This is a genomic window from Corynebacterium sp. UD i78, assembly GCF_056280545.1.
On record NZ_JBWCED010000001.1, the window covers coordinates 15,774 to 35,074 of the forward strand.

Annotated in this window: 16 protein-coding genes; 11 read left to right on the forward strand and 5 right to left on the reverse strand. The window is 67.8% G+C overall.

Annotation, left to right across the window (positions count from 1 at the left end):
* Positions 1–10 precede the first annotated feature (10 nt).
* The 10 genes from purD (at position 11) to ACZ9GM_RS00110 (ending at position 10,506) form a co-directional block, all read left to right on the forward strand.
* Positions 11–1,291 carry a phosphoribosylamine--glycine ligase gene (purD, locus tag ACZ9GM_RS00065; RefSeq protein WP_476036926.1) on the forward strand — a complete coding sequence of 427 codons (1,281 nt, stop codon included), beginning with the start codon at positions 11–13 and terminating at the stop codon, positions 1,289–1,291.
* A gap of 3 nt (positions 1,292–1,294) precedes the next feature.
* On the forward strand, positions 1,295–1,531 hold the full coding sequence (locus tag ACZ9GM_RS00070) for an SMI1/KNR4 family protein (RefSeq protein ID WP_291476198.1): 237 nt from the start codon (positions 1,295–1,297) through the stop codon (positions 1,529–1,531).
* The gene (locus ACZ9GM_RS00075) at positions 1,528–2,238 is read left to right on the forward strand and encodes a DUF6966 domain-containing protein (RefSeq protein ID WP_476038294.1); all 711 of its coding nucleotides are present in this window, start codon (positions 1,528–1,530) and stop codon (positions 2,236–2,238) included. The genes ACZ9GM_RS00070 and ACZ9GM_RS00075 overlap by 4 nt, the downstream gene beginning before the upstream one ends.
* A gap of 4 nt (positions 2,239–2,242) precedes the next feature.
* Positions 2,243–2,950: a hypothetical protein gene (locus tag ACZ9GM_RS00080; protein WP_476036927.1), complete on the forward strand. Its 708-nt coding sequence runs from the start codon at positions 2,243–2,245 to the stop codon at positions 2,948–2,950.
* A complete protein-coding gene (locus ACZ9GM_RS00085) occupies positions 2,951–4,006 on the forward strand; it encodes a YbjN domain-containing protein (protein WP_476036928.1) in 1,056 nt (351 codons plus the stop codon).
* A complete protein-coding gene (locus ACZ9GM_RS00090) occupies positions 3,999–4,832 on the forward strand; it encodes an Fpg/Nei family DNA glycosylase (protein WP_476036929.1) in 834 nt (277 codons plus the stop codon). The genes ACZ9GM_RS00085 and ACZ9GM_RS00090 overlap by 8 nt, the downstream gene beginning before the upstream one ends.
* 108 nt (positions 4,833–4,940) lie before the next feature.
* Positions 4,941–6,623 carry an L-lactate permease gene (locus tag ACZ9GM_RS00095; protein WP_476036930.1) on the forward strand — a complete coding sequence of 561 codons (1,683 nt, stop codon included), beginning with the start codon at positions 4,941–4,943 and terminating at the stop codon, positions 6,621–6,623.
* 28 nt (positions 6,624–6,651) lie between these two features.
* A complete protein-coding gene (locus ACZ9GM_RS00100) occupies positions 6,652–7,905 on the forward strand; it encodes an alpha-hydroxy acid oxidase (protein WP_476036931.1) in 1,254 nt (417 codons plus the stop codon).
* Positions 7,906–8,346: 441 nt separating this feature from the next.
* The gene (gene purB, locus ACZ9GM_RS00105; RefSeq protein WP_476036932.1) at positions 8,347–9,777 is read left to right on the forward strand and encodes an adenylosuccinate lyase; all 1,431 of its coding nucleotides are present in this window, start codon (positions 8,347–8,349) and stop codon (positions 9,775–9,777) included.
* Positions 9,778–9,861: 84 nt separating this feature from the next.
* Entirely contained in the window at positions 9,862–10,506 is a 645-nt protein-coding gene (locus tag ACZ9GM_RS00110) for a VIT1/CCC1 transporter family protein (RefSeq protein WP_476036933.1), read from the forward strand.
* On the opposite strand, the gene ACZ9GM_RS00115 is transcribed toward ACZ9GM_RS00110, so the two are convergent.
* Positions 10,503–11,138, reverse strand: coding sequence for a LysE family translocator (locus ACZ9GM_RS00115; RefSeq protein WP_476036934.1), 636 nt, complete (start codon positions 11,136–11,138; stop codon positions 10,503–10,505). The genes ACZ9GM_RS00110 and ACZ9GM_RS00115 overlap by 4 nt on opposite strands.
* Before the next feature lie 83 nt (positions 11,139–11,221).
* On the opposite strand from ACZ9GM_RS00115, the gene ACZ9GM_RS00120 reads away from it, so the two are divergent.
* A complete protein-coding gene (locus ACZ9GM_RS00120) occupies positions 11,222–11,677 on the forward strand; it encodes an Lrp/AsnC family transcriptional regulator (RefSeq protein WP_476036935.1) in 456 nt (151 codons plus the stop codon).
* Positions 11,678–11,759: 82 nt separating this feature from the next.
* On the opposite strand, the gene ACZ9GM_RS00125 is transcribed toward ACZ9GM_RS00120, so the two are convergent.
* The 4 genes from ACZ9GM_RS00125 to ACZ9GM_RS00140 all read right to left on the reverse strand — a co-directional run bounded on the left by ACZ9GM_RS00125 (position 11,760) and on the right by ACZ9GM_RS00140 (position 19,031).
* Complete coding sequence (locus ACZ9GM_RS00125) at positions 11,760–15,206, reverse strand: pyruvate carboxylase (protein ID WP_476036936.1); 3,447 nt, start codon at positions 15,204–15,206, stop codon at positions 11,760–11,762.
* Between the two features lie 144 nt (positions 15,207–15,350).
* The gene (locus ACZ9GM_RS00130; protein WP_291476181.1) at positions 15,351–16,505 is read right to left on the reverse strand and encodes a bifunctional 2-methylcitrate synthase/citrate synthase; all 1,155 of its coding nucleotides are present in this window, start codon (positions 16,503–16,505) and stop codon (positions 15,351–15,353) included.
* Positions 16,506–16,593: 88 nt separating this feature from the next.
* Positions 16,594–17,517 (reverse strand): methylisocitrate lyase, encoded by a 924-nt coding sequence (prpB, locus tag ACZ9GM_RS00135; protein ID WP_014009095.1) that lies wholly within the window; start codon positions 17,515–17,517, stop codon positions 16,594–16,596.
* Entirely contained in the window at positions 17,517–19,031 is a 1,515-nt protein-coding gene (locus ACZ9GM_RS00140) for an MmgE/PrpD family protein (protein WP_476038295.1), read from the reverse strand. The genes prpB and ACZ9GM_RS00140 overlap by 1 nt, the downstream gene beginning before the upstream one ends.
* Between the last annotated feature and the right edge of the window lie 270 nt (positions 19,032–19,301).

A 19,301-nucleotide genomic window follows, 5' to 3' on the forward strand; every position in this document is an offset into this window, starting at 1 on the left:
ATCGGGAGTCATGCGCACACTCGTCATCGGCAACGGAGCCCGCGAACACGCCCTGGCCTATTCCCTCTCGCTCGACCCCTCGGTGACGGAGGTGCACGTCGCCCCCGGTAACCCGGGCATCGGTGGCGTGGCCACCCTGCACCCCGGCATCAAAGGGGAGGACGCCGCGGCCGTCGTCGCACTCGCCCGGGAGCTGACCCCGGACCTCGTCGTCATCGGCCCGGAGATCCCGCTGGTCGCCGGTGTCGCCGACGCCCTGCGCGCCGAGGGTTTCGCCGTCTTCGGCCCTTCCGGATCCGCCGCCCGCATCGAGGGCTCCAAGGCCTTCGCCAAGGGGATCATGGCGTCCGCCGGTGTGAAGACAGCCCACGCCGAGGCTGTCGGCCCGGGTGCCTCCGACGAGGAGATCGGTGCCGCGATCGACCGCTTCGGCCCGACCTGGGTCGTCAAGGATGACGGGCTCGCCGGCGGCAAGGGCGTGGTGGTCACCCCCGACCGTGCCGCCGCCGTCCAGCATGTCCATGACGTCCACGCCGCCGGCAACCCGGTGCTGCTCGAGAGCTTCCTCGACGGCCCCGAGGTCTCCCTGTTCTGCCTGGTAGACGGTGAGACCGTCGTCCCGCTGCTGCCCGCCCAGGACCACAAGCGCGTCCGCGACAACGACGAGGGCCCGAACACCGGCGGCATGGGCGCCTACACCCCGCTGCCATGGCTTCCGGCCGACGGTGTCCAGCGCATCGTCGACGAGGTCTGCGTCCCCGTCGCGAAGCAGATGGTCGCCGAGGGCTGCCCGTTCTCCGGTCTGCTCTACGCCGGTCTGGCCTGGGGCTCGGCCGGCCCCGCGGTCGTCGAGTTCAACTGCCGCTTCGGGGACCCGGAGACCCAGGCCGTCCTCGACCTGCTGAAGACCCCGATCGGTGGAGTGCTGGCCGCCGTGGCGAACGGCACGCTGGCCGAGCTGCCCCCGCTGGAGTGGGACGACGGTTACGCGGTGACCGTCGTGCTCGCTGCGCAGGGTTACCCGGAGAAGCCGGTCACCGGTGTGGCGGTCTCCGGTGCCGCCGCCGGTGACGAGGCCCGGGGCATCCGCGCCGCCGGTGTCGCCGAGAAGGACGGTGCGCTGGTGTCCGCCGGTGGCCGCGTCCTCAATGTCATCGGCCGCGGGGCGACCCTGGAGGAGGCCCGCGCAAAGGCCTACGCCGAGCTGGAGACCATCGACCTGCCCGGTGGCCACTACCGGTCGGATATCGGCCTCGCCGCCGTCGAAGGCCGGATCGCGATCCCGGAGTAGCGCATGTCCGCCCGCCCGAACAGCCCGTGCACGGACGCGGACATCGATGCCGTGGAGAACCGTCTGGGGCGCCGGATCCCGGCGTCCTACCGGGAACTGCTGCGGGAGACCGGGGGAGGTGTGCTCGACGACGACCACCGGGTGTACCCGGACACCTGCAGGACAACCGCCACGGCATCGGAGGAATCGTCCTCAACTGCGGGATCGCCGATGCTCCGGAGGGCGCGGTGCTGGCGATGACCCCGGCCTTGTCCGGGGCGGTGGACGCCCTGGTGGCGTCCGGTATGCGTGAACCGCAGGTCCCGCTGCGGGCGCCGGCGGAACGCCTCATCGACGCCAGAGGCTACCTCGGCCTTCACGAGGATGCGGACAGCCTGCTCTTCCTCGACATGCTCTTCGCCCTGGTGTCGGTGGAAACGGAGGCGGAGAATCCTGCGGCGTTTCTGGACCGGATCACGGACCCGGTCGGTGACGGTTCCACCGCCGGTTCCCCGACGGTGTTCCGGCTCACCTACGGGTGCAGCCGGGTCTTCGTCGACCACTGGTGGCCGACCCGCAACGCCGCACGGGGACTGGACTACCTCGAGAGGGTCATCGACGTGCGCTACGACCGGCTGCTGAAGAGCCTGGACCGCGGCATCGAGCTCTATCACCGCTTCCAGGTCACCCCGTGGGAGCAGTGGCTGCGCACGGCCCGCACCGAGATCGCCGCCGGTGACGCGCACGGTCTGACGTACATGCTCAGCGCCTACGGTGGCATGGGAAGCCTCCGGGACCTGTACATCCAGGGTCCGGGGCATCCGGTGACCGATGCGGAGTGGGGGCCGGCCACGGACCTCCACGAGGAGATCGTCTCCGCGATCCACGCGGACGCCACGGCGCTGATCACTCTGATCGCCCCCGACGGTATGAACGGTATGAACAGCCCAGACAAGAAAGCCAGGTGACACCATGAGACGGACAGTGATGATCAGCGGCCTCGGGGTAGCGACGCTCACGGCCCTCGCCCTCACCGCCTGCGGCAGCGATGAGCCGACCGACACCTCCGGCATCGCCCCGATGCTCCTCACCGAGGAGGACGCACCGGAGGGCTACACGTGGAACAGTGTCGCCGAGGTACTCACCGATGCCGGGGACGACCTCGGCCAGCAGTTGGACGCCGCGATGGCGGGCGTGACGACCGAGCCGGAGTCCTGCGCAGCCCTGGTGCCGAGCTCCGACTCGATCATCGCGGAGCTCTACGACCACCAGGATGCCGCCGATGCCGTCGAGTTCCTCCCGGTCGACGAGAATGATCCGGCGGTCATCGACGCCATCGTGTCCACCGCCGATTCCGGGGACACGGCTGACCTGGCGTCCGGCGAGATCGACGCGGAGGACTGCAGCGACTTCACCCGCACCGATTCCTCGGGTACGGAGACGGCTTTCCACGCGACCTCGCAGAAGGCGTCGGTCGCAGACACCGACGACACCTTCGTCATCACCGTGCTCAGTGATTCCGCGACACCCGGTGAGGAGCTGGTCACCACGGTCATCGGCACGGTCGACGACGTGCACTTCCGGGTCACCGCGGCCGGGGTCACCGACGTCGAGGTGCTCACCGAGCTCGCCGAGAAGCAGGTCGCACAGATCACCGGGACCCAGGAGGGGCAGGACTAGATGTTCGGCAGGAAATCGTCGAAGACCCGGCGACAGTGGAAGGACGCCCCGGATCCCGGCACGGTCGAGGTGCTCCCCGATCCGATACCGGACGCCGACCTGGCGTCTTCCGTGCTGCAGCGCGTCCTGGTCGAGGTCGGTGGCGACAATGTCGCGGGGTTCGACGTGACCGCCGGTGTGGCGACAGGTCCGCTGACGTTCACGGTGGAGGCTCTGTGGCACGGGATCGCGGGGGATGGCGGCGGCGTGGACACCGCCCTCAACCGCTGGAACGCCAGGCATACCGTGCCCCGCGCACACGCTGAACTCGACGAGGACGGCCGGGTGCGGGTCCGGGCGGACAGTACCCTGACCTGTGGTGCCGGGGTGACGGTGCAGCAGCTCGACGAGTGGATGCGCCGCGGCCTGGCCGGGTTCACCGCGCTGGGGGAGTTCCTCGACGCGCGGTGGCCGTCGGTGGAGGTCATCGGGGACGATGACGACGATGACGACGATGACGACGGAGAAGTCGGAGATTCCGGCGATGCGGATGTCGCCTCGGGTGACATCACCGCCCTGGTCACCGACGGCAACCGGTACGGACTGCTCGGCGGTCGCACACCCGCGGTGCTGCTGCCGCGACTCGCGGACGCCGTGACGAACAGGGACGGTGGGGAGAGCACCGAGGTCCGCGAGTCCGGTGCATCCGGGCGGCGCGGCAACGGCTACCTGCGCTTCGGGTCCGGCCCCGATGTGGCGCTGCACGACGGCACCCTGACGGTTACCGACGGTGTCGCCCTGGGTGCAGTGGACGCCGACACCCTCGACTGGCTCCATGCCCTGTGCGGTCGGGTCAACGCACTGCCCGGTGGTGTGGTCGCCGTGGCGGACGGGTCGGCAGGGGAGGGAACCGGAACCGTGCTGACCTGTGCCGTGCACCGGCCGGTGGGCTCAGGACTCTCGGAAGCCCAGGTCGCCCATGTCGTCGGATGGGACCGGTCCGCCGTGGCGGGGACGCTGCGGCTGCTGCTGGCCGAGGTCACCGGGGAGGACGAGGGAGAGGACGCCGATGCCTGAGGGGCATGTCATCCACCGTCTCGCCACGGGGCTGACCACGAGTTTCGGCGGTGAGGAGGTGTCGGTGGAGTCTCCGCAGGGACGGTTCACCGCTGAGGCGTCCCTGCTTGACAGGTCGGTGCTCACCGACGCCGAGGCCTGGGGCAAGCACCTCTTCGTGCACTTCACCGCGGGCACGGTCCATATCCACCTCGGCCTGATCGGCACGCTGCAGTTCGAGCCGCTCGCCGCCCCGCGGGGGCAGGTGCGGCTACGCATCGCCGATGACACGGTCGCCGCGGACCTGCGCGGCCCGCAACGGTGTTCCCTGGTCACGCCAGTGGAGGAGGATGCCGCGGTCGCGAAACTCGGTGTCGACCCGTTGCGCGTCGTCGGTGGGGGCACCCCGGCCGGGGAACTCAACGCACGGAAGCTGGAGACGGCACTGGCGAAGACCCGACGGTCGTCGAAGCCCGTCGGGGCGCTGCTCATGGACCAGGCGCTGTATGCCGGCGTGGGCAGCATCTACCGCACCGAGGTGCTGTTCCGGCTGGGCATCGGTCCGACCCGTCCGGGCAGGTCCCTGACCACGGTAGAGCTCGACGAGATCTGGTCGGACATGGTCGATCTCATGACCTACGGCGAGGTGGTCGGTCGGATCGACACCGTCCGCGCGGAGCACACCCCGGAGGCGATGGGGCGTCCGCCGCGCAAGGACGATCACGGGGGTGAGGTGTACGTGTACCGGCGCGCCGGGTTGCCCTGCCTGGTGTGCGGGACGCCGGTGGAGACAGGGGAGATGGCCGGGCGGAAGATCTACTGGTGTCCGGTGTGCCAGCGGGGTTGAGTGCACCCCCGGTCATAGATTTGTGAGCGATAGCACACTAGTGTGGTGCCGATAATTCTTGACCGATCCAGTGGCGCACCACGGCCACCTCCGCCTCATGGAGCCTTCATGTACCAACCTGACCTGGCACCGGTCGCGGACAACACCTTCCTGTCCGCGCTCGTCGCTCTCCTGCCCCTCCTCACGGTGTTCCTCACCCTCGGCGTCCTGAAATGGCGTGCCCACTGGGCTGGCCTGGCAGCGCTCGCTGTCTCGCTCGTCATCGCGGTCGCCGTCTACGGCATGCCCGCTGACCTGGCGGGACTGTCCGCCACCCAGGGTGCGGTCTTCGGACTCTTCCCGATCCTGTGGATCGTCATCGCCGCGATCTGGTTCTACGAGATCACCGTCAAGGCAGGAAGGTTCCAGGACCTCCGCGCGGTCATCGACGGCATCTCGGATGACCCCCGCATCCAGGCCATCCTCATCGCCTTCTGCTTCGGCGGCATGCTCGAGGCGCTCGCCGGTTTCGGCGCGCCGCTGGCGATCACCGGTGTGATGCTCCTGGCCGTCGGCTTCCCACGTATGCGCGCGGCCATCGCCGTCCTCGTCGCGAACACCGCCCCGGTCGCCTTCGGCGCCATCGCCACCCCGGTGATCACCGCCGGTAACCTCACCGGCATCGACTACGAGCACATCGGCGCGATCATCGGCCGCCAGACCCCGTTCATCGCCCTCGTGGTTCCGCTGTTCCTGCTGCTGATCGTGGACGGCCGCCGTGGCCTCAAGGACTGCTGGCCCGTCGCCCTGGTCATCGGCACCGCCTTCGCCGCAACCCAGTTCGTGGCGTCCAACTACATCTCGGTCGAGCTCACCGACATCATCTCATCGCTGGCCGGCCTGGCCGTCGCGGTGATCATGCTGCGGTTCTGGTCCCCGATGGGCACCGCCGACGCCACGGAGCGTCTCGGCATGGAGCGGGGTAAGGAGGATGCCGAGGCGACCGGCGAGAACGCGCAGATCGCGAAGGACGCCATGGGGGAGCGGGACACCGACCGCGAACTCACCGGCGGTCGGATCGCCATGGCGCTGTTCCCGTACCTGCTGGTCATCGTGGTCTTCAGTCTCGCGAAGCTGTGGGCTCCGCTGAAGGACTTCCTGACGGACACGGACCTCAGCATCGGCTGGCCCGGGCTCGACGGTGAGGTCGCCACCACCTCCGGCGAGATCTCGAATGCCACGGTCTTCAACTTCCAGTGGCTGTCGTCGCCGGGCTCGTTGCTGCTGATCTGCGGCGTGATCGTGGCGCTGGTGTACCGCTACCCGCTGACCGGTGCGGCGAAACTCTACGTCGACAACGTGGTCAAGATGCGCTGGACGATCCTCACGGTGGTCTCGGTGCTGTCGCTGGCCTACGTGATGAACCAGTCGGGGCAGACCATCACCGTGGGTACCTGGATCGCCGGTGCCGGTGCGGCCTTCGCTTTCTTCGCTCCGGTCCTCGGCTGGCTCGGTACCGCGGTGACCGGCTCCGACACGAGTGCCAACGCCCTGTTCGCCACGCTGCAGCAGACTGCCGCCGAGGGTGCGGGCCTGGATCCGGCGCTGATGGTGGCGTCCAACACCTCCGGTGGCGTGGTCGCCAAGCTCATCAGCCCGCAGAACCTGGCGATCGTCGCGACGGCGGTGGGGCTGGTCGGCAAGGAGTCCGTGATCCTGCGCAAGGTCGTGTGGTGGAGCATCGGCATGCTGGTGGCGCTCTGCCTGCTCAACGGTCTGCAGGCGGGAGTTCTGGAAGGTATGCTGCCCTAAGATCATACCAGGCGTACCATAGTTTCACATGGTTACACGTCAGTTCCCGCACCCGTCCGAGATCCTCGAACTCATGCAGTTCAAGAAGCCCGAGTTCAACGCGAAAAAGCGCCGGTTGGACAAGGCCCTCACCATCTACGACCTGCGTACGATTGCGAAACGCCGTACCCCGGCGTCCGCCTTCGACTACACCGACGGTGCCGCGGAGGGCGAGATCTCCCTCGCCCGTGCACGCCAGGCCTTCGAGGACGTCGAGTTCCACCCGTCGATTCTCAAGGACGCCTCCCACATCGACACCACCACCGAGATCCTCGGCGGCTCCTCCGCACTGCCCTTCGGTATCGCCCCGACCGGTTTCACCCGCCTGATGCAGACCGAGGGGGAGATCGCCGGTGCCGGTGCCGCCGCGGCCGCCGGCATCCCGTTCACGCTGTCCACCCTCGGCACCACCTCGATCGAGGACGTCAAGGCCACCAATCCGGCTGGCCGCAACTGGTTCCAGCTCTACGTCATGAAGGACCGCGAGATCTCCTACGGTCTCGTCGAGCGCGCCGCGAGGGCCGGCTACGACACCCTCTTCTTCACCGTGGACACCCCCGTCGCCGGCAACCGCATGCGCGACACCCGCCACGGTTTCTCCATCCCGCCGCAGCTCACAGCGAAGACCATTCTGGACGCCATCCCGCGGCCCTGGTGGTGGATCGACTTCCTCACCACCCCGCCGCTGGAGTTCGCATCCCTGTCCTCGACGGGCGGTACCGTCGGTGAGCTGCTGGATTCCGCGATGGACCCGACGATCAACTACAAGGATCTCGAGGTCATCCGCGAGATATGGCCGGGCAAGATCGCCGTCAAGGGCGTCCAGAATGTCGAGGACTCGGTGACGCTCGCCGAGCTCGGGGTTGATGCCGTCGTCCTGTCCAACCACGGCGGACGTCAGCTCGACCGCGCTCCTGTGCCGTTCCAGTTGCTCCCCTCGGTGAAGGACGCGGTGGGTGACGACATGGAGATCATCGTGGACACCGGCATCATGAACGGTGCCGACATCGTCGCCGCCATGGCGCTCGGCGCGGACTTCACCCTGATCGGTCGCGCGTACCTGTACGGCCTCATGGCAGGTGGCCGCGAGGGTGTGGACCGCACCATCTCGATCCTGCAGTCCCAGATTGAGCGCACCATGAAGCTGCTGCAGGCCAACACCATCGGTGAGCTGACCCCGGAGCATGTCACCCAGCTCTCCCGCTTCAACCGGGTGGAGAAGCCTGGCCAGCAGGTGCTGTAGCCCCGGTCACCGAGTTCACGCCACGTCGATGGTGCAGGTCTCGGACGTATTCGCATCGTCGTGGGCGGGGACGGTCACTTCGACGTGGTCGATGTCCTCGGGATCGCAGGTACCGTCATCGGATATGTTGCCGAGAACCGGTGGCGTCGAGGTCCGGGCGTCGGCAGGGGGTCTCGGAGGAGTCGTCCGACGAACATGCGGTCAACACGAGGGCGGCGACGGTGAGGGAAACGGCGAGGGATGGGAGGTACAGCAGACAGCGGAGAGAACGCATGGCCCCTCCCCACGGGAGCAGCACCCCGTCCCAGGGGCGTACACAATCATGACGGATCTGGCCTTGCCGTTGTCTGCGTCCTCCAGAAACGTGATGTTCGGGTACAGATTCGGGTGACCGCAGGCACGGCGGCAGCAGTTGCCGCACCATGTGGGATACTGGAACGCGTGGCTGACAAGAAGAAGATCTCCAATGTCCTGGCTGACCGCTACGCCTCCCCCGAGCTGACCCGCATCTGGAGCCCCGAGGACAAGATCCTCGCCGAGCGCCGGCTGTGGATCGCCGTAATGAAGGCCCAGAAGGAGATGGGGGTGGATATCGCCGAGGGTGTCGTCGAGGACTACGAGAAGGTCATCGACCAGATCGACCTCGCGTCCATCGCCGAGCGGGAGAAGATCACCCGCCATGACGTCAAGGCCCGCATCGAGGAGTTCAACGCGCTGGCCGGTCACGAGGACATCCACAAGGGCATGACCTCCCGTGACCTCACCGAGAACGTGGAGCAGCTGCAGATCCGCCGCTCCCTCGGGATCGCCCGCGACAAGGCCGTCGCCGTGCTCGCCCGCATCGCGACCCGTGCCGGCGAGTACAAGACCCTCGTCATGGCCGGCCGTTCCCACAACGTCGCCGCCCAGGCCACCACCCTCGGCAAGCGCTTCGCGTCCGCCGCCGACGAGCTCATGCTCGGCATCGAGCGCATCGAGGACCTGCTGTCCCGCTACCCGCTGCGCGGCATCAAGGGCCCGATGGGCACCAGCCAGGACATGCTGGATCTCCTCGGCGGCGACGTCGGGAAGCTGGCGTCCTTCGAGAAGAAGATCGCCGAAGAGCTCGGCTTCTCCCGCATCTTCGACTCCGTCGGCCAGGTCTACCCCCGCTCCCTCGACTTCGACGCTCTCTCCGCCCTGGTGGAGACCGGTGCGGCAATGTCGTCCCTGTCGATGACCATCCGCCTCATGGCCGGCAACGAGACCGTCACCGAAGGCTTCAAGGAGGGCCAGGTCGGCTCCTCCGCCATGCCGCACAAGATGAACGCCCGCTCCTGCGAGCGCGTCGGCGGCATGCAGATCATCCTCCGCGGCTACATGACCATGGCCTCCGACCTCGCCGGCTCCCAGTGGAACGAGGGCGACGTCTTCTGCTCGGTCGTCCGCCGCGTCGCCCTGCCGGACGCCTTCTTCGCCTTCGACGGCCAGTGCGAGACCTTCCTCACCGTACTCGACGAGTTCGGTGCCTTCCCTGCGATGATCGACCGTGAACTGGAGCGCTACCTGCCGTTCCTCGCCACGACCCGCATCCTCATGGCCGCGGTCCGTGCCGGGGTTGGCCGCGAGACCGCCCACGAGGTCATCAAGGAGAACGCCGTCGCCGTCGCGCTGAACATGCGTGAGAACGGTGGTGGACAGGACCTCGTCGAGCGTCTCGCCGCCGATGACCGTCTCCCGTTGGACGCCGACGCACTCACCGCAGCCCTGGCCGACCGCCACGCCTTCATCGGTGCCGCCGAGGATCAGACCGACCGCGTCCTCGCCCGTGTCGCCGCCGTCGTCGCGAAGTACCCGGAGGCCGCCGCCTACACCCCCGGCGACATCCTCTAGGACGTTCCAGGACGCTTCAGGACGCTTCAGGACGCTTCAGGACGCTTCAGGACGCTACGGTCGACCTGGCAGGGTCGCCTGTCCATGCTGGTCACGGGGGTGCTGGGTGCCAATGACGGCATCGTGTCGACCTCCGCCCTGCTGCTCGGCGTCATCGCCACCGGGGTGGGGTCCACGGCCGTCTTCGCGGCCGGTCTCGCCGCCGCCGTCGCGGGCGCGGTCTCGATGGCCCTGGGGGAGTATGTTTCCGTCTCCGCACAGCGGGACAGTGAGAAGTCGTTGATCGCCGAGGAGACCGGTGAGCTGACGGAGATGCCCACCGAGGAGACTGAGGGGATGGCGGAGATCCTCCGGGGCTACGGCATCTCAGCCGAGACGGCGGAGAAGGCGGCCGAGGAAATCCAGGCGGGGGATCCGCTGCCGGCCCACCTGCAGCTGGAACTGGGCATCGACGAGGAGGACCTCGCCAATCCCTGGGCCGCAGCCGGATCCTCTGCGGTGTCGTTCATCCTAGGGGCATTGCTGCCGATGCTGGCGGTCCTGATCGCACCGCACAGTGTGGCCGCAGTCGTCGTGACTGCGGTGACGCTGCTCGCCCTGGCGGTGACCGGTGCAGTCTCCGCGCGGCTCGGCGGTAACCCGCTCGGTAAGTCCGTTGCACGTCTGGTCATCGGTGGTGCGCTGGGACTGGCGATCACCTATGCGCTGGGGCCGGTCTTCGATGTTTAGCCGGTGATCGCGTCGAGCAGCAGCCAGGTTCCGAAGACGGTGAGGAAGATGCCGGACGCCATACTGACCGCAATGCTCAGCCGGGGCCGGGAGCGCAGTAGGGAGCGGGCGGCCACCGCCACGCCGGAGTAGACGACGAGGATCTCGAGGATGAAGATCCCGCCGAGCAGAAGAATCTGCACGCCGGAGGCCCATCCTCCCTCGGTGAGGAACCGGGGGAGCAGGGCGAGCAGCAGCATGAGGCCCTTGGGGTTGATCCCGCTGACGCCCATGCCGTGCAGGTACTGCCGCAGACTGTCGCCGCGGTAGGCGGACTCTGTGTCCGTCACCGCGACGAGTGTCCTGTCGCTCGACTTCACCCCGAGTAACGTGCTCACACCGAGCCAGAGAATATAGGACGCTCCTACCGCGGTCAGCACCGTGAGAACCCCGGGAGAGGACGCCACGACAGCACCCACGCCCACGGCAATCACCGACACGACGATGACATATCCGCTGGCCAGTCCGAGGATCGGCGGAACTATCGACCGGGATCGGAGGCCTGCGGTGATGGCATAGGCCCAGTCGGCACCGGGCATGAGTGAGAAGAGGCCGGCGGTGAGCGCGAACTGGAGGACGAGTGTAGTTTCCACAGGTCACAAGTTTATTGCGGGTTCGTGGGAAGATGTTCCTGACTTTTCGACAGGTTGGGAAATCACGTGCAATAATATTGCGTATGGACGCAGTTGACCGGGAAATAATGTCGCAGCTGCAGCGGGACGGGCGGATGAGTGTCACCGACCTCGCCCGGAGAGTCCGGCTCAGCATCTCCGCCTGCCACCGTAGGGTGAAGGATCTCGAGAGCTCCGGGGCGATCCGTGGCTACCACGCGGAGATCGCCCCCGAGGCGCTGGGACTGAGCTTCGAGGCCCTCGTCATGGTGACGATGGGTAGGACCGATCAGGCGACCGTGGCGGCTTTCGAGAATGCGGTCGCCGCTGAGCCGGCCGTCATCTCCGCGGAGCGGCTTTTCGGCGAAACCGACTTCATCCTGCGGACGCTAAGCCGGGACCTCGCCGGCTACCAGGAGCTCTACGACACGGTGCTCGGTACCCTGCCCGGGGTGGAACGGCTGACCTCCACCATGGTGATGAAGCGCATGGACACCGGTGCCCCCGGGCCACGGTTGTAGAGGAGGAGACAGGAAACCCCACCACTCCGGACGAGTGACGGGGCTATGCTGCCGGGCCACAGGGCCCGGTGGAGGGGGAGTACTACTCCACGACGACGAGAAGGTCGCCGCCCTCCACCTTCGTCGGCTTGGTCATGACTACGCGGGCGATCTTGCCGGCGACCGGGGCCGTGATCGACGCCTCCATCTTCATGGCCTCGATCACGGCCACGGCGTCACCCGCCCCGACCTCGTCGCCGACCTTCGCGGTGACGGTGACAGCACCGGCGAACGGTGCTGCGACATGGCCGGCCACAGCAGGATCGGCCTTCTCGGCGGCGGCGGTGACGGACTCCACGGACCGGTCACGCACCCGCATCGGGCGGATCTGGCCGTTGACGTTCATGACGACCTGACGCATGCCCTTCTCGTCGGGCTCTCCGACGGCGTCGAGACGGACCACCATCGGCGGGTTGCCCTTGATCCGCACCGCTGTCTCCTCGCCCTCCTGGAGACCGTAGAAGAACTGACGGTCGGTGAGCGTGGAGACGTCACCGAACTGGCGCTCGTGCTCGTCGAAACCGGCGCTCTCCTTCGGAAACAGCAGGCGGCTCAGTGCGTTCCGCCTCTCCCGGGAGGAATCGCCGCCCAGGTGTGCCTCCTCCTCGGCCGGAACCTCGGTGACACGCGATGCGGTGGAACCGCGCCCCTCCAGGGCTTTCGTGCGCAGCGGCTCGGGCCAGCCACCGGGCGGGGTACCCAGCTCACCGCGCAGGAAGGCGATGACGGACGCCGGGATGTCGTATTTCTGCGGGTCCGCGGCGAACTCGTCGACGGTAACACCGGCACCGACGAGGTGCAGCGCGAGGTCACCGACGACCTTGGAGGACGGGGTCACCTTGGTCGGCCGGCCGAGCAGCTTGTTGACGCCGGCGTAGGCGTCCTCGATGAGTTCGAAACGGTCGCCGAGTCCGAGGGCGACAGCCTGGGTACGCAGGTTGGACAGTTGTCCACCGGGGATCTCGTGGGTGTACACCCGACCCGTCGGACCGGGCAGACCGGACTCGAAGGGACCGTAGAGGGAACGCACGGACTCCCAGTACGGCTCCAGCGAGTTCACCGCGTCCAGCGAGATGCCGGTGTCCCGGTCGGTGTGCGCGAAGGCCGCGACGATCGCGGACAGGGAGGGCTGGGACGTGGTCCCGGCCATCGCAGCGGACGCCCCGTCCACCGCGTCCGCCCCGGCGTTCGCCGCGGCGAGGTAGGTGGCCAGCTGACCGCCGGCGGTGTCGTGGGTGTGCACGTGCACCGGCAGGTCGAAGTTCTTGCGCAGGGCGGTGACCAGGGTGGACGCCGCCTGCGGACGAAGCAGTCCGGCCATGTCCTTGATCGCCAGGACGTGGGCACCGGACTTGACGATCTGCTCGGCGAGTTTCAGGTAGTAGTCGAGGGTGTAGAGGTCCTCGGCCGGGTTCGAGAGGTCACCGGCGTAGGCCATGGCGACCTCGGCGACAGCCGTCCCGGTCTCCAGGACAGCGTCGATGGCGGTGCGCATCTGGTCGATGTCGTTGAGCGCGTCGAAAATGCGGAAGATGTCCACACCACTCTTCGCGGCCTCGGCGACGAAGGAGCGGCAGACCACGTCGGGGTACGGGGTGTAGCCGACGGTGTTGCGGCCACGCAGCAGCATCTGGATGTTGGTGTTCGGCATCGCGACGCGCAGCCGGTCGAGACGCTCCCACGGGTCCTCGTGGAGGAACTGCAGCGCCACGTCGTAGGTCGCGCCACCCCAGGCCTCGACGGAGAGGAGCTCCGGGGTCAGCCGGGCGACCGCCTCCGCGGCGTCCACCAGGGCGGTGGTGCGCACGCGGGTGGCGAGCAGGGACTGGTGGGCGTCGCGGAAGGTCGTGTCCGTGACGGCCAGGGCCTCCTGGGCACGCAGCTTCTTCGCGAACTCGGCCGGGCCGACCTCGAGCAGCAGGTCGCGTGAACCGCGGGGCAGACCCTCGGCGACATTGGCGTCCTCACCGTGGCGGGCGTCCTTGACCTGCACGACATCCGGCAGCTTGTGGCGCGGAATGACGTCCGTCGGACGCTCGCCGTTGGGCCGGTTGACGGTTACGTCGGCCAGGTAGTCGAGCAGACGGCCCGGCTCATCGTCGGCCGGCGGGGCCTGCAGCAACCACGGGTGGTCGGCGATGAAGGACGTGGAGATGCGGTGGTGCTGGAAGTCGTCCTCGCGCAGCAGGGCGCGCAGGAAGCCGATGTTGGTGGCGACACCGGAGACGGTGAACTCGTTGAGCGCGCGCTGGGCGCGGGTGACCGCCTGGGCGAAGTCCGCGCCACGGCAGGTCATCTTCACCAGCATCGAGTCGAAGTGTGCGGTGATCTCGCCGCCGAGGGACGCCGCACCGTCGAGACGAACGCCCGCTCCGCCCGGGGAGCGGTACGCGGTGATGACGCCGGTGTCCGGACGGAAACCGTTGTTCGGGTCCTCGGTGGTGATACGGGTCTGCAGGGCGGCACCGCGCAGCTGGATGCTGTCCTGGCTCAGGCCCAGATCCTCGAGGGACGCCCCGGCGAGGATGTTCATCTGCGACTTCACCAGGTCGACGGAGGTGACCTCCTCGGTCACCGTGTGCTCCACCTGGATACGTGGGTTCATCTCGATGAAGACGTGGTTCTCGTTCTCGTCGACGAGGAACTCCACCGTGCCGGCACCGTAGTAGTTGATCGACTCGCAGAACTTCACCGCGTCCGCGCAGATCCGGTCGCGTAGTTCCTCGGAGATGTGCTGCGCCGGGGCGATCTCCACGACCTTCTGGTGACGACGCTGCAGGGAGCAGTCACGCTCGAAGAGGTGGATGATGTTGCCCTGGGTGTCACCGAGGATCTGCACTTCGATGTGCTGCGGGTTGACCACCGCACGCTCGATGTAGACCCGGCCGTCACCGAAGGCGGCGGCAGCCTCACGGGACGCCTCGGCGGCCTTCTCCGCCAGTTCGTCGGGGGAACCGACGAAGCGCATGCCGCGTCCACCACCACCGGCGACAGCCTTGACGAACAGCGGGTAGGTGCGTCCCTCCGCGAAGGAGACGAGCTCGTCGATGTCCTCGCTGGGGGCCGAGTCGTCGAGGATCGGCAGACCTGCCTTGCGGGCGGCCTCGACCGCGGCGGACTTGTCACCGGTGAGGTCCAGGGTCTCCGGGGACGGGCCGATGAAGGTGATGCCGTTGGCGGCGCACTGCCGGGCGAGTTCGGCGTTCTCCGAGAGGAAGCCGTATCCGGGGTAGACGGCGTCCGCCCCGGTCTGCTTCGCGGCCCGGATGATCTCGTCGATGTCGAGGTAGGCCTTGACGGGCGACCCCTCGGTACCGATGCGCACGGCTTCGTCGGCGAAGGAACGGTGGAAGGAGTTGCGGTCCTCGCGGGGGTACACCGCGACGGTCTGCGCGCCGGTCTCGTAGGCGGCGCGGAAGGCGCGGACGGCGATCTCACCGCGGTTGGCGACGACGATCTTCCCGAAAGAGGGCAGTGAAGGGTAGGCCATGTGAGGCGCGTCCTTTCTGGTGGCGTGGAGTGGTACGCGAACCGCCCGCACTGGACCGGGGTGCCGGTGCAGGGGCGGGCGGTGTGCGGTCCGTTTCCCAGGCTACTCAGCCCTGGGAGCAGGACGGTGGAGCAGCGGAGGCGGTCAGGCCTGGACGGACCGCTGGGCCTCGCCGTTGTAGGCGGACAGCGGGCGGATGAGAGCGTTGTTCTCGTTCTGCTCCGCAATGTGGGCGGTCCAGCCGACCACGCGGGCGATCACGAAGATCGGGGTGAAGAAAGGGATGTCGATGCCGAGCATGTAGTAGGTCGGGCCGGCCGGGAAGTCCAGGTTCGGCTGGATGCCGGTGCGCTTGTCCATCGCGGCCTGCATGTTCTCGTACATGTCGACCCATTTCTGGCCGTCGTGGTTGGCGGCGGTGCGGCGCATCGCGGCCTCCATCGACGGGACACGGGAGTCGCCGCGCTTGTACACGCGGTGACCGAAGCCCATGATCTTCTCCTTGTTGTCGGCCTTGTTCAGCACCCACTCCTCGGCCTTGGCCGGGTCGTCGACCTCGAGGAAGTTGTGCATGACGGCCTCGTTGGCGCCACCGTGCAGCGGGCCTTTCAGCGCACCGATCGCACCGGTGACCGCGGAGTAGGTGTCCGCGGTGGTGGACGCGATGACGCGGCCGGTGAAAGTGGACGCGTTGAAGGAGTGCTCGGCGTAGAGGGTGAGGGACTGGTCGAAGGCCTCGACGTCCGCCGGGTGGGTGGCGGGGGAGCCCTCCTCGTCGCCGAAGGCCATGTAGAGGTAGTTCTCCGCGATGGACCGCTCCGGGTCCGGCGCGATGAACTTCTGGCCGCGACGGCGGCGCATGTCCCAGGCGATGACGGTCGGCATCTTCGCCAGCAGGCTCAGGCCGATGCGGCGGACACCGTCGCCGGAGCGGTCGTCGGCCTCGGGGTCCTGGGTGCCGAGCCAGGACGCCGCGGTGCGGCAGACGTCCATCGGGTGACAGTCGGCCGGCAGGTCGGCGATGATGTCGAGCAGGGCCTGCGGGACCTCACGCTGGGAGCGCTCGGTCTTCTCGAAGGCGGCCGTCTGCTCCGCGGTCGGCAGTTCGCCGTTCCACAGCAGGTAGGCGACGTCCTCGAAGGTGCAGTTCGCGACCAGTTCCTGGACCGGGTAGCCACGGTACGTCAGGGAGTTGGTCTCCGGGACGACCTTGGACACGGCGGTGTAGTCGACGACGACGCCGGCGAGGCCCTTCTTGATGTCGATGCTCTCTTCGCTCACGGTAGTGGCTCCTCTCATGGAGTGGGGTGGTCCCCCGTTGGGTGTGGTTGTGGTGCCGTGTGCCGGTCAGGCAGCGCTGGTAACTGCCGGCTCCTGCCGGCAGCTGTTACTTGCTGGGGTCGTAGCTCTCGCGGGAGTAGGTGAAGACGCCCTGGTCGAACTCGTTGTACTCGTCGTAACGGAGCAGTTCGTAGAGACGGGAACGGTGCTGCATGCGCTCCAGCCATTCCTTCTGCGTGCCGGTCTCGGCGATGTCGCCGAGCGCTTCCTCGACCTGGCCCATGGCGATACGCAGGGTGGTCACCGGGTAGATCACGGCGTTCATGCCGAGATCCTCCAGCTCCCGGGCGGACAACAGCTCGGACTTGCCGAACTCGGTCATGTTCGCCAGCAGCGGGATGTCCACTGCGGCGCGGAACTTCGCGAACTCCTCCGGGGTGTGCAGGGCCTCGGTGAAGATGAGGTCCGCACCGGCGTCGGCGTAGGCCTTGGCACGCTCGATGGCGGAGTCGATGCCCTCGACTCCGGCGGCGTCGGTCCGGGCGCAGATGACGAACTGGTCGTCGCGGCGCTCTTTCACGGCGGCACCGATGCGGCGGAGCATGACGTCGGTCGGGACGACCTCCTTGCCGTCGAGGTGACCGCAGCGCTTCGGGTTGACCTGGTCTTCGAGGTGGCAGCCGGCGACACCGGCGTCCTCGAACTCCGAGATCGTGCGGGCGGCGGACATCGGCTCACCGAAGCCCGTGTCGGCGTCCACCAGGACCGGCAGGTCAGTGGCGCGGGCGATCTGGCGTGCCCGGCCGGCGACCTCGGTCAGGGTGGTCAGCCCGATGTCCGGCAGGGCCAGATCAGCGGCCACGACGGCACCGGAGACGTAGACGCCCTCGAAGCCTTTCTCCTGGATCGCGCGGGCGACCAGCGGGGAGAACGCACCCGGCAGGCGGGTGATCTCCGAGCCGTTCAGCGACGCGCGGAAAGCCCTGCGACGGTCGGTCGGGGTGACGTTGCTGGAGTACAGGCCCGTCATCAGAGGATGCCCTCGGGGATGGTCGGGGCCTTCGCCAGGACCTCGGGATCGAAGGTGACGGTGAGCTGGTCGAGCTCATCGGCGCCGAGGGACGCGGCGTTGCGGGCGGCCTCCAGGAAGCGCTCCTGCTCCTTCTCGGCGACAAGACCGTCGGCCAGCTTGCGGAACTTGCCCTCGTACTGGGAGCGGTCGAAGGGGTGCTCGCCCAGCGGGTGGGCGTTGGCGACGGCCAGCTCGTCCTCGATGACGGTGCCGTCCTTGAGGGTGACGACAGCCTTGGCGCCGAAGGCCTTCACCTGCGGGTCGTTGGAGTGGTAGCGACGGGTCCACTCCGGGTCCTCGACGGTGGAGATCTTGTTCCACAGCTCGATGGTGGACGCGGTGTGGGCGCGGTCCGGGGAGTAGGAGGTGTTGTAGTCCCACACGCCGTCCTCGAGGGCCACGGCGAAGATGTACATCACCGAGTGGTCGAGGGTCTCGCGGGAGGCGTCCGGATCGAACTTCTGCGGGTCGTTCGCACCGGTACCGATGACGTAGTGGGTGTGGTGGCTGGTGTGCAGCACGATCGACTCGATGTCGTCGAGACTGCTGATCTGGCTGCGCAGGCGGAAGGCCAGGTCGATCGGGGCCTGGGACTGGTACTCCGCGGAGTGCTCCTTGGTGTAGGTGTCCAGGATGCCGCGCTTGCCCTCACCGGCGGCGGGCAGCGGCACGGTGTATTCGGCGTCCTTGCCGTCGAGCATCCAGGCGATGAAGCCGTCCTCACCCTCCCAGATCGGGGCCGGGGCACCCTCGCCGCGCAGTGCGCGGTCGACGGACTCGATGGCCATCTTGCCGGCGAAGGCCGGGGCGAAGGCCTTCCAGGAGCTGATCAGGCCCTTGCGGGACTGACGGGTGGCGGTGGTGGTGTGGAGAGCCTGGCCGATGGCCTGGTAGATGGTCTCCGGGTCCAGCTTGAGCATCGCGCCGATACCGGCGGCGACCGACGGGCCGAGGTGGGCGACGTGGTCGATCTTGTGCTCGTGGAGGCAGATGCCCTTGACCAGGTCGACCTGGATCTCGTAGCCGGTGACGATACCGCGGATGAGGTCCTCACCGGTGAGGCCCTTGGCGGCGGCCTGACGCTGGGCGACGGCCAGGATCGGCGGGATGTTGTCGCCGGGGTGGGAGTACTCGGCGGCGAGGAAGGTGTCGTGGTAGTCCAGCTCACGGACAGCAACGCCGTTGGCCAGCGCGGCCCACTCGGGGGCGAAGGTGCCGGGGACACCGAAGACGGTGGAACCGGGGGTCTGCGGGCGGGACAGGGCCTGGGAGCGGGCGGTGCTCGGCGGGCGACGCAGCACGGAGGCGACAGCGACGGAGGCGTTGTCGATGATGCGGTTCACGGCCATATCCGCCGACTCGGTCGGCACGGCCACCGGGTCAGCGGCGACCTGTGCGATCTTCCACGCGAGGTGTTCGCTCTTGGGGAAGTCTTCGGCGGACGGATGGACGCGGACGATGTGGTTCTCCACGGAGGGAATCTCCTTTGTGACAGTGGACACAGGATGTGATGTGGGTCCCACTATTCCATCTGACCCGGAGAAAATGTTCACGAAAGTAATTGCGGGGGTGACGCGTTCGTCACACTTTGTGGTGTGACGCGGTTGCGCACACACTTTCGTGGGTGAATGGTGATGTGGAGTGGAATCCGCAACTGTGCAGGTGAGGAGGGTCCTGTGGGGCGTCCTGGGGTGACCGTGGCGAGGATTCCGGGTCGATCTGGCAGTTTTCTGCCGCTGGGG

What these genes read in the sequence shown, in the direction of transcription:
- ACZ9GM_RS00070 (WP_291476198.1), top strand. Translation starts at nt 1,295, where the DNA reads ATGTCCGCCCGCCCGAACAGCCCGTGCACGGACGCGGACATCGATGCC.
- ACZ9GM_RS00080 (WP_476036927.1), top strand. Translation starts at nt 2,243, where the DNA reads ATGAGACGGACAGTGATGATCAGCGGCCTCGGGGTAGCGACGCTCACG.
- purD (WP_476036926.1), top strand. Translation starts at nt 11, where the DNA reads ATGCGCACACTCGTCATCGGCAACGGAGCCCGCGAACACGCCCTGGCC.
- ACZ9GM_RS00100 (WP_476036931.1), top strand. Translation starts at nt 6,652, where the DNA reads ATGGTTACACGTCAGTTCCCGCACCCGTCCGAGATCCTCGAACTCATG.
- ACZ9GM_RS00085 (WP_476036928.1), top strand. Translation starts at nt 2,951, where the DNA reads ATGTTCGGCAGGAAATCGTCGAAGACCCGGCGACAGTGGAAGGACGCC.
- ACZ9GM_RS00125 (WP_476036936.1), bottom strand. Translation starts at nt 15,206, where the DNA reads ATGGCCTACCCTTCACTGCCCTCTTTCGGGAAGATCGTCGTCGCCAAC.
- ACZ9GM_RS00110 (WP_476036933.1), top strand. Translation starts at nt 9,862, where the DNA reads ATGCTGGTCACGGGGGTGCTGGGTGCCAATGACGGCATCGTGTCGACC.
- ACZ9GM_RS00120 (WP_476036935.1), top strand. Translation starts at nt 11,222, where the DNA reads ATGGACGCAGTTGACCGGGAAATAATGTCGCAGCTGCAGCGGGACGGG.
- ACZ9GM_RS00095 (WP_476036930.1), top strand. Translation starts at nt 4,941, where the DNA reads ATGTACCAACCTGACCTGGCACCGGTCGCGGACAACACCTTCCTGTCC.
- ACZ9GM_RS00075 (WP_476038294.1), top strand. Translation starts at nt 1,528, where the DNA reads ATGACCCCGGCCTTGTCCGGGGCGGTGGACGCCCTGGTGGCGTCCGGT.
- prpB (WP_014009095.1), bottom strand. Translation starts at nt 17,517, where the DNA reads ATGACGGGCCTGTACTCCAGCAACGTCACCCCGACCGACCGTCGCAGG.
- ACZ9GM_RS00130 (WP_291476181.1), bottom strand. Translation starts at nt 16,505, where the DNA reads ATGAGAGGAGCCACTACCGTGAGCGAAGAGAGCATCGACATCAAGAAG.
- ACZ9GM_RS00090 (WP_476036929.1), top strand. Translation starts at nt 3,999, where the DNA reads ATGCCTGAGGGGCATGTCATCCACCGTCTCGCCACGGGGCTGACCACG.